The following is a 13,711-nucleotide window of genomic DNA, read 5'->3' on the forward strand; positions in this document are numbered from 1 at the left end:
CTTAAGGTACGGCTTACTTGGTTTTTAACGCCAGCGGATTCAGCGTCAGCTGCTGATAAGCTGCCACCCACGAAGAGTATTTCTCCGGAGCGGCCCACACGCGATAATGCATACGCGACATGGTCACCGGGTCGCTCAGCAAGACCAGACGACGATCGCGGTTAAGTTTATCCGGCGTCTCGTTCAGCGCCTGTTCAACGTGACGTTCGCGAGCGATATCCAGAATATGCCCGTGACGGTGGCGCGCAGTAGCCATCGCTGTTGCCAGCGCGTTAAACGACGGGTTGAATACCGCATGCATAAAGCCATCGTCCAGAGAACGCTGGCGGTTAAGCGTCAGGTAAGCGTCAGTATCTTTTAGCACCTGCGGCGGAGAGTACTCTTCCGGGATCAGGAACAGCTTCCAGCGCTTAGTGCGCAGGCCAATGGTGGCGCGGCTGGAAATAGCCGACACGAACGGCGACAGAATCAGCGAGACCACGATCGGCGCCAGCCAGAACAGGAAACGCAGATCCAGCCATGCCATGCCCACCGCCCAGACCAGACCCAACAGCATCTGCGATCCGTGACGCATAAACGCTTCACCCCATGGGGTAGAGTCATCGTCACGCTGCGGCGAGTTCCACACCACTTCCCAGCCGAGAAACGCGCTGACCACAAAGACGGTATGGAACAGCATACGTACCGGCGCCAGCAGCACCGAAAACAGCACCTCCAGCAGCAGAGAGAGCGTGACGCGGATAAAGCCACCGTACTCTTTAGGCCCTTTACACCAAACCAGAATAATGCTCAGCAGCTTCGGCAGGAACAGCAGCACCATGGTCGAAGCAAACAGGGCTATAGCCAGCTCCGGGCGCCACTGCGGCCAGACCGGGAACAGTTGCCGCGGCTGCAGGAAGTACTGCGGTTCGGTCAAGGCATGCACTACCTGCAGAGCGGTAGAGAGCGCAAGGAACATAAACCACAGCGGTGCCGACAGGTATGACATCACGCCGGTCAGGAACACTGCACGGTGAACCGGATGCATCCCTTTAACCAGGAACAGGCGGAAGTTCATCAGGTTACCCTGACACCAGCGGCGATCGCGCTTCAGCTCGTCCAGCAGGTTTGGCGGCAGCTCTTCATAAGAGCCGGGAAGATCGTAAGCAATCCATACGCCCCACCCGGCGCGACGCATCAGCGCCGCTTCCACGAAGTCGTGCGACAGAATTGACCCGGCGAAGTTGCCCTCGCCCGGCAGCGGCGCCAGCGCGCAGTGCTCAATAAACGGTTTCACCCGGATAATCGCGTTGTGACCCCAGTAGTGGGATTCCCCCAACTGCCAGAAGTGCAAACCGGCGGTAAACAGCGGGCCGTAGACGCGGGTAGCAAACTGCTGGCAGCGCGCATAGAGCGTATCCATACCCGATGCGCGGGGTGAAGACTGAATGATCCCGGCATTCGGGTTCGCTTCCATCAGGCGCACCAGGCCGCTCAGACATTCACCGCTCATTACGGAGTCGGCATCCAGCACCACCATATAGCTGTACTGGCTCCCCCACCGACGGCAGAAGTCATCAATGTTACCGCTTTTACGCTTCACGCGGCGGCGGCGGCGACGGTAGAAGATCTGCCCTTCGCCCTGCACTTCGGCAATCAGCTCCATCCACGCTTTTTGCTCCGCCACGCAGATGTCCGGGTTGTAGCTATCGCTCAGGATATAGACATCAAAGTGCTCGGCATTACCGCTGGCTTTTACCGACTCCCAGGTCGCGCGCAGGCCCGCGAATACGCGGTCAACGTCTTCGTTACAGATAGGCATGATAAGCGCGGTGCGATGCTCCGGATTCAACGGCTCATTCCCGACCGTTGACGCGGAGATACTGTACTTATCGCGGCCGATAAGTAGCTGCAGGAAGCCCATCAGCGCAGTCCAGAAACCCGCAGAAACCCAACAAAAAAGCACGGCGAAAAGAATCAGGATCCCGGACTGCAGCACATACGGCAGCAGTTGCATAAAGGAGATCCACAGGTTCTGTCCCACCATGTCCGCCGGGTTAATCAGCGCCCAGCCCTGGTAGGGCAAAATGGTTTTCATGTACCAGGTCGCCACGACGGTCTGCGCCAGGGTGAGCAGCAGAAGAATATAGCGACGAATAGAGCCGACGGTACGCCATTTCTGCTCGCTCGCCTGTTCCTCCTGGCTGAGGCGAGAGAGATAGCGCGGAGTCACATCGCGTCCGCGCAGACGATCCCAGAAGCGCCCGACCGGGTTAGTACGCCATGGGTCCGGGAACATAGAGGAACGTTTTGCTTTCGGCATGGCGTTCAGCTGCGTGCGCCCTTCATCATCCTTCACCAGCTGATTACCGGCCAGTGAATCTGGCCAGCTATGCTCCAGTCGGGCTTTCACCGACCCCAGCGGGGAGTCATCTTCCCGTTTATAAACGTGATGTTCAGCGTCCAGTGCTTGATGTACGGCCTGCAGACTCGCGTCAGGTAACGCGCGCTTTTCTGCATCCGACAGCGGCAATGCATCGATGTACTTCGTTATCTTATTCATTGGCAGGCAGCTGATAGCTCCAGGTTTCGCTCAGCGTCTGGTCGGTATTGACCAGCGCAGCGCGCATATCCGTGGTTTTCTTAGGATCTTTCACTTTGACGCGCAGGATCATACGCCAGCCTTTAGTCACTGGGTTATAACGCACGGTGTTTTCAACGATTTCAGCGTTATCGCCGATGCTGGCCTGGGCAGTCACTGGCGTATCTGCGGGCAGCTTTTTCATCTCGGCGCCGGTGAAATCGACAATAAAGGCAATGGTGCCATCAGGCTGGCGAATCAGGTTCGATTGCTTGACGTCGCCGGTAGAACGGCGGGTCTGCATAACGTAAGCGTTATCCGGCGCGTGCAGCTTGTCTTCATCGCGGCTGAAAGTGATGGTGTATTTGAAATTCATCTCTTTGCCGGGTTCGGGCAGCTGATCGGGCGTCCAGTAGGTGACGATGTTATCGTTGGTTTCATCATTGGTCGGGATTTCGACCAGTTCGATTTTGCCCTTACCCCAATCACCTTTCGGCGTAATCCATGCGCTGGGGCGCAGATCGTAGCGGTCATCAAGATCTTCAAAACGGGAGAACTGGCGGCCACGCTGCAGCAGGCCAAAGCCCTGCGGGTTTTCCATCGCATAGCTGCTGACGGCAAGATGTTTTGGATTATTCAGCGGACGCCAGATCCACTCGCCGTTGCCGGCCAGGATGGACAGGCCGTTGGAGTCATGCAGCGCCGGACGATAGTTCGTGGTCGGCGACGGCTGATGTGGCCCAAACAGGAACATACTGGTCAACGGCGCCACGCCGAGCTTGCCGACTTTGTCGCGCAGATAGACCTTAGACTGCACGTCCACTACGGTGTCGCGGCCGGGCATAATCACGAAACGGTAGGCGCCGGTTGCGCGCGGGGAATCAAGCAGGGCGTAAATCGTCAGGCGTTTATCGGTCGCTTTTGGACGCTCAATCCAGAACTCACGAAAACGCGGGAACTCTTCGCCGGAAGGCAGCGCGGTATCAATCGCCAGCCCACGAGCGGAAAGACCGTATACCTGACCCTGGCCAAGCACGCGGAAATAGCTGGCTCCGAGCATGCTGACGATTTCATCATTCTTGTCTTTGCTGTTGATCGGATACAGGACTTTGAAGCCCGCAAAGCCGAGGTCTTTAACCGTATCTTTGTCGTGCTGGACGTTGCCAAAATTAAAATAGTCCGGGCTATATTTAATTTTACGTACGCTGGTTGCCGTCACTTCATTAATGGTGACCGGCGTATCGAAATACATCCCCTGGTGATAAAACTCGAGCTTGAATGGGCTTTTCAGATTATTCCAATAAGCTTTGTCGTGATTAAACTGAATTTGCTGATAGTCCGCATACTTCATATCGCGGAAGGCAGAGGGCAGGTTACTTTTAGGCGCTTCAAAGCCTTTGCCGGCTAACGTTTGTGCCTCTTTTGCGACGTCATCAATGCTGAATGCCCATGCAGATGAAGTACACAGGGACAACATTACGGCTGCGCTTAACCAACGCATTTTCATCATCTGTGGTTTATGTTTCATATAAGTAAGCACTTCCCCCTTTGTGTGCTTAAATCGATCCGATCTATTTTAATGGAAACTCAGGCATTCCGACAACATAATCCCTGCATTGTTCGGCCTGGCGGCACAGGGAATACGCAGTTCACTGCCCCGATTGCACTTTGCGTGCTTATCCTGGAGACAGATAACCAGAGTTCATGTAGGGTTGCAGAGAATTTAAACGTTATCACGTTGAGTGATAAGACGATTTGTCTGAGAATGTAGTGATATTGTATGAATAATACTCCGGTACAGCGTGAATATTTTTTCGATAGCATCCGCGCCTGGCTGATGCTGTTGGGGATCCCTTTTCACATCTCGCTTATTTACTCCAGCCACAGCTGGCACGTCAACAGCGCAGAGCCGTCGTGGTGGTTGACGTTGTTCAACGACTTCATCCATGCCTTTCGCATGCAGGTCTTCTTTGTTATTTCCGGCTATTTTTCCTACATGCTTTTTCTACGCTATCCGTTGAAGAAATGGTGGAAAGTTCGCGTTGAGCGGGTAGGCATTCCCATGTTAACTGCCATCCCTCTTCTGACGTTGCCGCAGTTTATTATGCTGCAGTACGTTAAGGGAAAAGCGGAAAACTGGCACACGCTTTCAGGCTATGACAAATTCAATACCCTTGCCTGGGAGCTGATTTCCCACCTGTGGTTTCTGCTCGTCCTGGTGGTCCTGACCTCGTTGGGCGTGGTGATGTTTAGATGGCTGACGCGCCAGCGTTCTGCCGCTGCGCCAACCTTCGGTGACACCGTCACATTAGGCCAGCTATCGATGATTTTTCTTGCCCTGGGCGTGCTGTATGCGGTCATTCGCCGCACCCTTTTTATTCTTTACCCGCCCATTCTCAGCAACGGTCTGTTCAATTTCGTCGTTATGCAGACGCTGTTTTATCTGCCTTTCTTTATTCTCGGCGCGCAGACGTTTATCAATTCACGCCTGAAGCTCATGTTCACTACGCCCTCCCCCTGGTGCTATACCGCAGCGCTACTGGGTTTTATCGCCTATCGTCTGAATCAGCAGTACGGTTCCGGCGATGGCTGGATGTATGAAACAGAATCCGTCATTACCATGGTGCTGGGGCTATGGATGGTCAACGTGGTCTTTTCGCTTGGCCACCGTCTGCTAAATTTCCAGTCCGCGCGGGTAACCTATTTCGTCAACGCATCGCTGTTTATCTATTTAGTGCACCATCCATTGACTCTGCTCTACGGGGCGTGGATCACGCCGATAATTAAGTCCAATACGCTGGGATTTATTACCGGACTGGTATTTGTGGTGGGTATTGCGCTGGTCCTGTATGAAATCCACCTGCGAATACCGCTGTTGCGCTTTCTTTTTTCCGGAAAATTCCAGCAAAAAACGGCGAAGCCGCAGACTTCTGCCGGTTAAAAATTATGCTGCTGCGCTATACGAGCACAGCAGCGCTATTTTCGCGTGAACACCAGGTTAAAGACATCGCGATAAAGCATTTCCATCGCCGCTTTATCCACCGTCGGGGCAGTCGCCAGGTCGCAGCGATACGCCGCCCCTTCGGTTAATATCGCGATAAATTCGCAGGCGACGCTAATTTGTTCAGCGGTCATTTCGGGGTGGTAGTGCCGGGTAAGTTTTCCCCCCTCTTCCTTCAGGCGTCGATCGGCCTGGTTCATGATTTCTCGCAGGCGCGGATTTCGGGAGGCTTCGGCGTTAATCTCCATTAGCAGATAATTATCATTTTTCGTACTCTCGCTCGCCGGGATCGCGCCGGCTAAAACCGACGCCATGCGGGCCAAATCATGATTCCCGGCAACCATCTCGCCAACTCTGGCGTTCACTATCTCGCTGACGATGACTTCGATAATCTCTTCTTTACTGGCAAAAACACGATAAAGCTGGCCGACGCTCAGACCAGCCCGCCGCGCGATATCTGCCACTGAGGCGCCGTGCAGGCCCTTTTCAGCAAAGCATTTTTGCGCCGCGACCACAATTTCCGTCCGGCGAAGCCGTTGTTTTTGTAGAACCTTCCCTTCAGCCACCGATAAATCTCCTGTCATGATGGATCCCCGCGATCGGAGAAAGCTATCATAACTTATTATGGCGACCGAGTTGTGCCCGACTCTCCTCCAGTAATCGGTTATAGATACTGGCGGTTTCGGCATCAAAGCAGACGAAACAAACGCGTTCCAGAGGATGGTAGCGAGTAAGAAATGCATTCACCGTATTAATGGCTATCTCGGCGGCAGCTTGTTTAGGGTAGCCGTAAACGCCGGTGCTGATAGCGGGGAAAGCAATAGAGCGGTAATTGTTTGCCGAGGCCAGCTGCAGGCTATTTTTATAGGCGTCCGCCAGTAATTCCGCCTCCTGCCTGTCACCACCGTGCCAGATCGGCCCCACGGCATGAATGACCGCGCTGGCGGGCAGGTTTCCTGCCGTCGTTATCACCGCATGGCCCGGCGGACACTCCCCTTGCTGCTGGCGCACAACTTTGCAGGCAGCCAGCAGGTCCGGGCCTGCTGCGCGGTGGATTGCGCCGTCTACGCCTCCTCCGCCTAACAGCGAAGGGTTTGCTGCATTGACGATAACGTCGACCGCCAGCGTGGTAATGTCGCCGAGAATTACCTCAGGTTGAACAGCCATTTCTCCTCCTGTCGGCATGCGTCTTGAAATAGATAAACGAGGATAATATGGCACGATCGCCCCCGGGACGAAAGCCTGGGGGCGCCGGAGGTTAGCGATAATCAACGTCCAGAATAGCGAGAGTCCGTTGTGGGTTAATATATCTCAACTGCGCGGAACGGATATTTTCATTGTGAACATCCCCTTTCTCCAGCTGACGGGCAGAGATCCGCACCGTTTCCGCCCTCGGACAATCCATCACCACCTGATTCTTGATAGCATTGAGCTGACAGGGCGCTTCCACAACTCTTCCATAGAAATGAATAACACCGGCGACTGTCTGTTCGGCAATCGCCGGGCTGAAACTCGTGGGTAAAAAAAACAGGGCCGCAAGTGATATGTATCTAATTGTTTTCATTGTAAAACCCCTCTGCTTGTTGGTCTAGCTATTAAAAAAAGCACAGCCATCCATGAGCGCATCGAGTTACATTTTTTTACCTCAGCCCAATTGTATTAACATTTTAAAAACAAATAACCAGCATTTATATAAATATGATTACAAAATCGATTCACTGACTATCAGTACAGCTTATCGTGCTGATTTATAGAGGAAAATAAACTAAGGAAGGAGAAGGCTATGGACGATATTCTGCCAAAAACAGCAAAAGAGCCCGTAGGGCTCTTTTAACACATGAATACAGGGAAGGTTTAGAAGCAGTATGAGCGAAGCGCGGTTAACGACTTTCGTTAGCCAGGGATTTATTCTTTTCCGCCCGCGTCGCCAGCCACAGGCCGCTATTTTTCATGGCGTAGCCAAAGACCAGCCCCAGCGCCAGTGAAGGTAAAACCAAACGCCAGTCGCCGCTGGCGGCAAAGGTCGCACAGGCGCCGATAAAGGTGCCCGGCACAAAAGAGAGTAATAGCTGGCGCGCCTGAATGCACATCATAAACGCCACGATACCGGTCATGATGTAGCTCACTATTTCCAGCTGAGGCGCCAGCGCGCTGCCGTGAATAATCACCAGCGCCCACGCTACGCCGCTCATTACCGTACAGGTGGAAATAACCAGCCCTTTTAACCCACCTTGCGGACAGGCAAAGTAAGCCGTACAGCCGAGAAATCCCGCCCAGCTCAGCAGACCCAGTGCGACCGCAACCCATCCCCAAATTGCAGAGAGTAAGCCCGTCGTTAATGCGATTGCGAAGAGTATGTTCATGGCGCGTATCATAGCAGAAACGCGCCGGCCAAATGAGATATGGAACACACTAAATGAATTAAGAAATCACTCGTTGCATTTTAATTGTGATTTAAATCACAATTTATTGTTCACCTTCTTCCTGGAGTTCATCCCACATGGCTGAAAGCGCTTCACGAGTTAGCGGAGCCATCGTGCGCCAGAACGGCGTAGTCGCATGCGCTTCAACCTTGCCAAGGAATGCGCCGCACCAGGGGAGAATATACTCAGCAAACAGCGTTTCCAGAACTTCGCTTTCATCTTCTGCCGCGTGATCTTCCAGCCAGGATGCGGCAAGCAGTAAGGATCCTAAGTGATCCGCCGCGCCCTCACCCGTGGGAACTCCATGCGCGCTGAGGAAAGCTCGAACTTCAGCTTCCGTAGCGCCCTCTACCCATGCGCGACGAAATGGCGCTACGCTGCACTCTTCACCGACAAACAACGCGTTGTAGTCAGCAGCCAGAGCCTGCATATCGCAGCTCTTTTGCAGGCGCTCCAGCAGTTCATCCTGCTCCAGCGGCCAGCTTGCCGCCAGCTTCCCTTCGCGAATAAGGGTAAATAGCGGAACCAGCAGCGGATCCTGCGGCTGACGGTAATAGAGAGAGCCCAGCACGCGGCAGAGGATTGAAAACTCGTTCATTCAGTTATTCCAGTTATTCAAATTAAAGTTCAGCAAATTCCGCAATCGCTGGCATCCCACGCGATTCAAGGAAATTAAGCAGACGCCGGGGCGTCACGTTTAGAATCCGCTCTTGCGGAAAATCTACGGCATCAAGGATTTTACGGCATTCGGTAAAATCACCGAGCGTGAATGCCGTATGAGAATCTGAGCCCAACGCCACCCAACCGCCGGCATCCCGTACGGCCGCCGCGACGGCACGGCAATTATCTTCACTGCCAATGCGTGACGAGACAAAAGATGAGTTATTGATTTCCAGCGCCACATGGTGCTTCGCCGCGGCGGCGGCAATAGCCGGAATATCAACGGGAAATTTCGGGTTCCCCGGATGACTGATGATATGCACCGTACCGCTCGCGATGGTGGCGATCATGGCCTCAGTATTCGTGGCTTTATCCTGCGGAGGAAACACCGGCTCGTGAAAGCCAGCAATAATCAGGTCCAGCGAATTGAGCATCGGGCCGGTACAGTCTATTTCGCCCTGGGTATTTTTAATGTTGGCTTCAATACCGCGCAGAATACCAACGCCATCCACCAGACGCGGCCAGATACGCATATTGATAAAATGCCAGTGGTGCGGCGCATCGGCCATATCTGGCCCGTGATCGGTAATGGCAAAGAGTTTGATCCCCTTGCGCTTGGCTTCCGCAATGTAGTCGTGCAGGGTACTGTAAGCGTGGGTGCTGGCGACGGTATGCATGTGCAGGTCAACAGGATACATCACAATCTCCTTCTCTGTTTGTGGCAAGAATAGCAGGAATCTGCGCCTGAGAGCAGCAAAAACCCCGCGCAGGCGGGGCTGACGCTTAGTATCCCAGCTGGCGATCGACCTGCCCGCTGACCGTTTCACCCCGTTCCATTTGACCGATGGTTTTGGCGATAAAAGCAATGGCTTCCAGAGGCCGGGTAACGGCCGCCACGTGGGGCGTCATTGCCACGCGCGGATGGCGCCACAGCGGGCTCGCTTCGGGCAGCGGTTCACGGCTGAAAACATCCAGCATCGCGCCTTTCAACTTACCGCTATTCAACGCGTCCAGCAGATCGTCTTCAACCACATGTACTCCGCGGGCCAGATTCAGCACATAGCTATTATCCGGCAGCTGCGCCAGGCGCGAGCTGTTAATAATTCCCACGGTTTCCGCCGTGTTGGGCAACAGGTTAATCAGCACTCGTGTTCCGTTCAGGAAGGCGTTCAGCTCCTTTTCCCCGGCAAAGCTGGTGATCTGCGGCCAGGATTTGCGGCTGCGGCTCCAGATGCGTAGCGGGAATCCCCAGTACTGCAGAGCTTCGGCGACCTTTGCGCCAAGCACGCCCGCCCCCATAATCCCGATGGGAAAGTCTTCGCGCTGATACTCCTCCAGCGGCTGCCAGTGCGCTTCTTGCTTTAAAGCCTGATAGTCATCAAAACGACGGAACCAGTGCAGCACCTGGCTCACCGCATACTCTTGCATTTGTAACCCCATGCCGGTGTCTTCCAGACGGAATAGTGGCGTCGACAACGGCAGCATTTCCGGATGCTCACGCAGTTTGCTCAGGATGGAATCGACGCCGGCGCCAAGGGCAAAGACGGCTTTTAAATCGCGGCCTTGCAGCATTTCTACCGGCGGATGCCAGACCAGCGCATAGTCAGCGGGTTGTTCATCGCCGGATTTCCACTCGCGAACTCGCGCGCCGGGGAGCTGTTTTTCCAGTTCCGCAATCCAGAAAGGGGTGTCAAAGGTCGGGTGGTAAAAAATGATATCCATAAGGGCTCCTGATAGCCGACGCTACAGGCAGGTTAGGTTAGCGCCGCGTTTTACTCGTTGTTTTCTATTGGTTTGCCAGCATAGCAAATTTCGTTCGGGGAGCGTGTGAAAAAGAGAATGGTGACAAAAAAAACGATTCTCGCGCGTTTAAGGAGCAAGTTGCTTGAAGTTTGGCTAAACGCGCGATTTTTTTAAAAAGTTGATTGACGGGCGATACGTATTTCCCTAAATTAGCGCCCGTTCCCGACAATAACGGGAAAGACAATATGGTGAGGTGTCCGAGTGGCTGAAGGAGCACGCCTGGAAAGTGTGTATACGGCAACGTATCGGGGGTTCGAATCCCCCCCTCACCGCCATATTTTAAGAAGAGCTCGTACGCAGGTACGGGCTTTTTTTTCGCCTATTGCACGCCACCGCCCGGTAGCCCGGACAGGCGCATCGCGCCGCCTCCGGGAACAGCCCCCTTCTGCGGCTTCAGACTCTGTTCGACAGCCTGCGCCTTGTGGATTCAGGCAAATGCTAATCCTCCTCCATCCGCTGATACTCTTCGCTCAGGAAATCAACCAGCGCCCTGACCGAGGGGAGCAACCCGCGCCGTGAGGCAAACACCGCATGGATCACTTCCCTGCGCGGCTGCCACTCATCGAGGACAACCACCAGCTCGCCGGCCGCCAGCTGATCGCGCACCATTAATAAAGGAAGCTGTACCACCCCAACGCCGGCGATTGCCGCTTCGCGCAGCGCCAACATGTCCGTGGTGACCAGCCGGGGTGTAAAGTAGACTTCCGCCCGTGCGCCCTCCGGGCCGGTCAACTGCCACTTATGCTGATGTTTGCCTGCGCCCAGGCTCAATCCCGGCCAATCGCTTAATTCTGACGGCGCCGCAGGCTGCCCCTTTTGCTCTACTAACTGTGGACTGGCGACCAGGCGGTGACCACGATCGGCGAGAACGCGCATTACCAGATCGCTATCCTCTATCGGCCTTGGGCGTACGCGGATCGCGATGTCAACACCCTCTCCAACGACATCAACTCGTCGGTTTGTGGCTTCCAGCTGCAGATTAACTCCCGGATAGCGCACCATAAACCGCGCCAGCATAGGCCCGACGTGCGCATGCAATAGCGTCACCGGACAGGTCAGCTTGACGCTTCCGCGGGGCTCGGAACGCAGGGTCTCTACCGCCTGCTCTGCCGCTTCCGCCTCTATCAGCATCGCCTTGCAGTGCTGATAGAAGGTGTGCCCCACCTCCGTTACCGCAAACTGACGGGTTGTACGTTGAATCAAACGTACGCCGAGGCGTTCTTCTAACTGGGCGATTCGCCGGCTCAGTTTGGATTTAGGCTGATCGAGCGCTCTGCCCGCCGCCGCGAATCCTCCGTGATCCACCACCTGCACAAACCAGGCTAAATCGTTGAGATCCTGCATTCTTCCTCCATCGTTCCATTTTTGGAACAGTATAGGCCGTTTTTGCTATCTACCGGAGTATTAGTGGTGAATATAAGCTTATTCACATCAGAAACAGATGCACTGGAGAAAGCCATGAAACAGATTACCGGAATCTACACCGCGCCTGCGCAGCATTGGGTAGGCGATGGTTTCCCGGTTCGCTCAATGTTCTCTTATCAGACGCACGGCGAACAGCTAAGCCCCTTCCTGCTACTTGACTATGCAGGCCCTCATCACTTCCCGGCAGGGTCCGAGAAACGCGGCGTCGGCGAACATCCGCATCGCGGATTTGAAACCGTCACCGTGGTGTACTCCGGCGAAGTTGAACATCGAGACTCAACAGGCAGAGGCGGCGTCATTGGACCGGGCGATGTGCAGTGGATGACCGCAGGCGCCGGGATCCTGCACGAAGAGTTCCACTCGGCGGAATTTACCCGCTCCGGCGGCGAGCTGAAAATGATTCAGCTGTGGGTCAATCTTCCGGCTAAAGACAAGATGACGCATCCCGGCTATCAAAGCATCACGGCGGATGCCATCCCTGACGCCGAGCTGCCGGATAACGCTGGCCGCATGCGGGTGATTGCCGGGCGCTATCAGGATGTTGTCGGACCGGCGCATACCTTTTCGCCGCTTAACGTATGGGACCTGCAGCTAAACCAGAGTCATGAGGTAACCCTGCATCAGCCCGCTGGCTGGAGCACGGCGCTGGTGGTGCTGGAAGGTGAAATCGTGGTGAACGGCGAGGGTAACGCCCGCGAAGGTCAGCTGGTGGTGCTCAGCCAAAAAGGTGAAACGTTCCACCTCGCGGCCAATAGTCACGCCAAAGTGCTGCTGATGGCCGGCGAGCCGCTGCAGGAGCCGATCGTGGGCTACGGCCCGTTTGTGATGAATACCAAAGCGCAAATCGCAGAAGCGGTTCGTGATTTTAATAGCGGCCGCTTCGGCCAAATCTGATACTGAATGAGGTGAAGAATATGTCTACCCCAGCTAACTTTAATGGTTCTCGTCCTGTTATTGATGTCAATGATACCGCCATGCTGCTGATCGACCACCAGAGCGGTCTCTTCCAGACCGTAGGCGATATGCCGATGCCGGAGTTACGGGCGCGCGCCGCCGCGCTGGCAAAAATGGCCTCGTTAGCCGGTATTCCGGTGATCACCACGGCATCGGTGCCGCAGGGACCGAACGGGCCGCTAATCCCTGAGATCCATGAGAATGCGCCCCATGCGCACTATATTGCGCGTAAGGGGGAGATCAATGCCTGGGATAATCCGGAATTTGTGGCCGCGGTAAAGGCCACCGGCCGTAAAACATTGATTATTGCCGGGACGATTACCAGCGTTTGCATGGCGTTCCCGGCGATTGCCGCCGTCGCCGACGGCTATAGAGTTTTTGCCGTCATCGATGCCTCCGGCACCTATAGCAAGATGGCGCAGGAGATCACTCTCGCCCGGGTCGTTCAGGCGGGCGTCGTGCCGATGGATACCGCCGCGGTCGCTTCCGAACTGCAGCGCACATGGAATCGACCGGACGCCGCAGAATGGGCTGAGGTTTATACTAAAGTCTTCCCGGCATACCAGCTGCTGATCGAGAGCTATGCCAAAGCGCAGGACGTGGTGAAGAATAACGAACAGCTTGATTCACAGCGTTAAAACGCCTGCCCCGCCGCGCTACGACGGGGCAGTGTTCAATGCTTAACCAAACGATAGCAAAAGAATAAATACTGCTTGACCGTTTTAGCGCAACTCCCTATAGTAGCGCCCCGTTGCCCGCCCAAGGTGAGCAGCAAAACAATATGGTGAGGTGTCCGAGTGGCTGAAGGAGCACGCCTGGAAAGTGTGTATACGGCAACGTATCGGGGGTTCGAATCCCCCCCTCACCGCCATATTTTAAGAAGAG

The 13,711-nt window shown here is 54.8% G+C and carries 13 protein-coding genes and 2 tRNA genes; 5 read left to right on the top strand and 10 right to left on the bottom strand.

Annotated elements, in window-relative coordinates:
• Nucleotides 1-13 precede the first annotated feature (13 nt).
• Both mdoH and mdoG read right to left on the bottom strand, forming a co-directional pair.
• Nucleotides 14-2,542, bottom strand: a complete 2,529-nt coding sequence (gene mdoH / locus ABLV75_RS06790) for a glucans biosynthesis glucosyltransferase MdoH (protein ID WP_004101028.1) — start codon at nt 2,540-2,542, stop codon at nt 14-16.
• A complete protein-coding gene (gene mdoG, locus ABLV75_RS06795) occupies nt 2,535-4,088 on the bottom strand; it encodes a glucans biosynthesis protein MdoG (protein WP_004101027.1) in 1,554 nt (517 codons plus the stop codon). Before mdoG ends, mdoH begins: the two co-directional genes overlap by 8 nt.
• A 252-nt stretch (nt 4,089-4,340) precedes the next feature.
• On the opposite strand from mdoG, the gene mdoC reads away from it, so the two are divergent.
• Nucleotides 4,341-5,501 (top strand): glucans biosynthesis protein MdoC, encoded by a 1,161-nt coding sequence (gene mdoC, locus ABLV75_RS06800; protein ID WP_004101026.1) that lies wholly within the window; start codon nt 4,341-4,343, stop codon nt 5,499-5,501.
• A 35-nt stretch (nt 5,502-5,536) separates the two neighbouring features.
• Here mdoC and ABLV75_RS06805 read toward each other — a convergent pair whose 3' ends face one another.
• From ABLV75_RS06805 to ghrA, 7 genes are all read right to left on the bottom strand, one after another.
• Nucleotides 5,537-6,127, bottom strand: coding sequence for a TetR/AcrR family transcriptional regulator (locus ABLV75_RS06805; protein ID WP_016807604.1), 591 nt, complete (start codon nt 6,125-6,127; stop codon nt 5,537-5,539).
• Nucleotides 6,128-6,173: 46 nt separating this feature from the next.
• A complete protein-coding gene (gene ymdB / locus ABLV75_RS06810) occupies nt 6,174-6,728 on the bottom strand; it encodes an O-acetyl-ADP-ribose deacetylase (protein ID WP_004101023.1) in 555 nt (184 codons plus the stop codon).
• Between the two features lie 91 nt (nt 6,729-6,819).
• Entirely contained in the window at nt 6,820-7,125 is a 306-nt protein-coding gene (locus ABLV75_RS06815; RefSeq protein ID WP_004101022.1) for a type 1 fimbrial protein, read from the bottom strand.
• 316 nt (nt 7,126-7,441) lie between these two features.
• Nucleotides 7,442-7,924, bottom strand: coding sequence for a DUF1097 domain-containing protein (locus ABLV75_RS06820; RefSeq protein ID WP_026055849.1), 483 nt, complete (start codon nt 7,922-7,924; stop codon nt 7,442-7,444).
• A gap of 103 nt (nt 7,925-8,027) precedes the next feature.
• Nucleotides 8,028-8,582 (bottom strand): molecular chaperone, encoded by a 555-nt coding sequence (locus ABLV75_RS06825; RefSeq protein ID WP_004101018.1) that lies wholly within the window; start codon nt 8,580-8,582, stop codon nt 8,028-8,030.
• Nucleotides 8,583-8,604: 22 nt separating this feature from the next.
• Nucleotides 8,605-9,342: a phosphatase gene (locus ABLV75_RS06830; protein ID WP_004101016.1), complete on the bottom strand. Its 738-nt coding sequence runs from the start codon at nt 9,340-9,342 to the stop codon at nt 8,605-8,607.
• Between the two features lie 85 nt (nt 9,343-9,427).
• Nucleotides 9,428-10,366: a glyoxylate/hydroxypyruvate reductase GhrA gene (gene ghrA, locus ABLV75_RS06835; RefSeq protein WP_348854907.1), complete on the bottom strand. Its 939-nt coding sequence runs from the start codon at nt 10,364-10,366 to the stop codon at nt 9,428-9,430.
• Between the two features lie 268 nt (nt 10,367-10,634).
• Here ghrA and ABLV75_RS06840 point away from each other — a divergent pair.
• Nucleotides 10,635-10,722 (top strand) — tRNA-Ser (locus ABLV75_RS06840).
• 163 nt (nt 10,723-10,885) lie between these two features.
• On the opposite strand, the gene ABLV75_RS06845 is transcribed toward ABLV75_RS06840, so the two are convergent.
• Nucleotides 10,886-11,791, bottom strand: coding sequence for a LysR family transcriptional regulator (locus tag ABLV75_RS06845; RefSeq protein WP_348854908.1), 906 nt, complete (start codon nt 11,789-11,791; stop codon nt 10,886-10,888).
• A gap of 114 nt (nt 11,792-11,905) precedes the next feature.
• Here ABLV75_RS06845 and ABLV75_RS06850 point away from each other — a divergent pair, with 114 nt between their 5' ends.
• The 3 genes from ABLV75_RS06850 (at nt 11,906) to ABLV75_RS06860 (ending at nt 13,697) form a co-directional block, all read left to right on the top strand.
• Entirely contained in the window at nt 11,906-12,766 is an 861-nt protein-coding gene (locus ABLV75_RS06850) for a pirin family protein (protein ID WP_204723555.1), read from the top strand.
• A 20-nt stretch (nt 12,767-12,786) separates the two neighbouring features.
• Nucleotides 12,787-13,464, top strand: coding sequence for an isochorismatase family protein (locus ABLV75_RS06855; RefSeq protein ID WP_004101006.1), 678 nt, complete (start codon nt 12,787-12,789; stop codon nt 13,462-13,464).
• 145 nt (nt 13,465-13,609) lie between these two features.
• Nucleotides 13,610-13,697, top strand: a tRNA-Ser gene (locus ABLV75_RS06860).
• Nucleotides 13,698-13,711 lie beyond the last annotated feature (14 nt).

This window comes from Klebsiella sp. CN_Kp066 (genome assembly GCF_040065135.1).
Taxonomy (GTDB): Bacteria; Pseudomonadota; Gammaproteobacteria; order Enterobacterales; family Enterobacteriaceae; genus Klebsiella; species Klebsiella oxytoca.

What these genes read in the sequence shown, in the direction of transcription:
- ABLV75_RS06820 (WP_026055849.1), bottom strand. Translation starts at nt 7,924, where the DNA reads ATGAACATACTCTTCGCAATCGCATTAACGACGGGCTTACTCTCTGCA.
- ABLV75_RS06855 (WP_004101006.1), top strand. Translation starts at nt 12,787, where the DNA reads ATGTCTACCCCAGCTAACTTTAATGGTTCTCGTCCTGTTATTGATGTC.
- mdoH (WP_004101028.1), bottom strand. Translation starts at nt 2,542, where the DNA reads ATGAATAAGATAACGAAGTACATCGATGCATTGCCGCTGTCGGATGCA.
- ghrA (WP_348854907.1), bottom strand. Translation starts at nt 10,366, where the DNA reads ATGGATATCATTTTTTACCACCCGACCTTTGACACCCCTTTCTGGATT.
- ABLV75_RS06815 (WP_004101022.1), bottom strand. Translation starts at nt 7,125, where the DNA reads ATGAAAACAATTAGATACATATCACTTGCGGCCCTGTTTTTTTTACCC.
- ABLV75_RS06850 (WP_204723555.1), top strand. Translation starts at nt 11,906, where the DNA reads ATGAAACAGATTACCGGAATCTACACCGCGCCTGCGCAGCATTGGGTA.
- ymdB (WP_004101023.1), bottom strand. Translation starts at nt 6,728, where the DNA reads ATGGCTGTTCAACCTGAGGTAATTCTCGGCGACATTACCACGCTGGCG.
- mdoC (WP_004101026.1), top strand. Translation starts at nt 4,341, where the DNA reads ATGAATAATACTCCGGTACAGCGTGAATATTTTTTCGATAGCATCCGC.
- ABLV75_RS06845 (WP_348854908.1), bottom strand. Translation starts at nt 11,791, where the DNA reads ATGCAGGATCTCAACGATTTAGCCTGGTTTGTGCAGGTGGTGGATCAC.
- mdoG (WP_004101027.1), bottom strand. Translation starts at nt 4,088, where the DNA reads ATGAAACATAAACCACAGATGATGAAAATGCGTTGGTTAAGCGCAGCC.
- ABLV75_RS06825 (WP_004101018.1), bottom strand. Translation starts at nt 8,582, where the DNA reads ATGAACGAGTTTTCAATCCTCTGCCGCGTGCTGGGCTCTCTCTATTAC.
- ABLV75_RS06830 (WP_004101016.1), bottom strand. Translation starts at nt 9,342, where the DNA reads ATGTATCCTGTTGACCTGCACATGCATACCGTCGCCAGCACCCACGCT.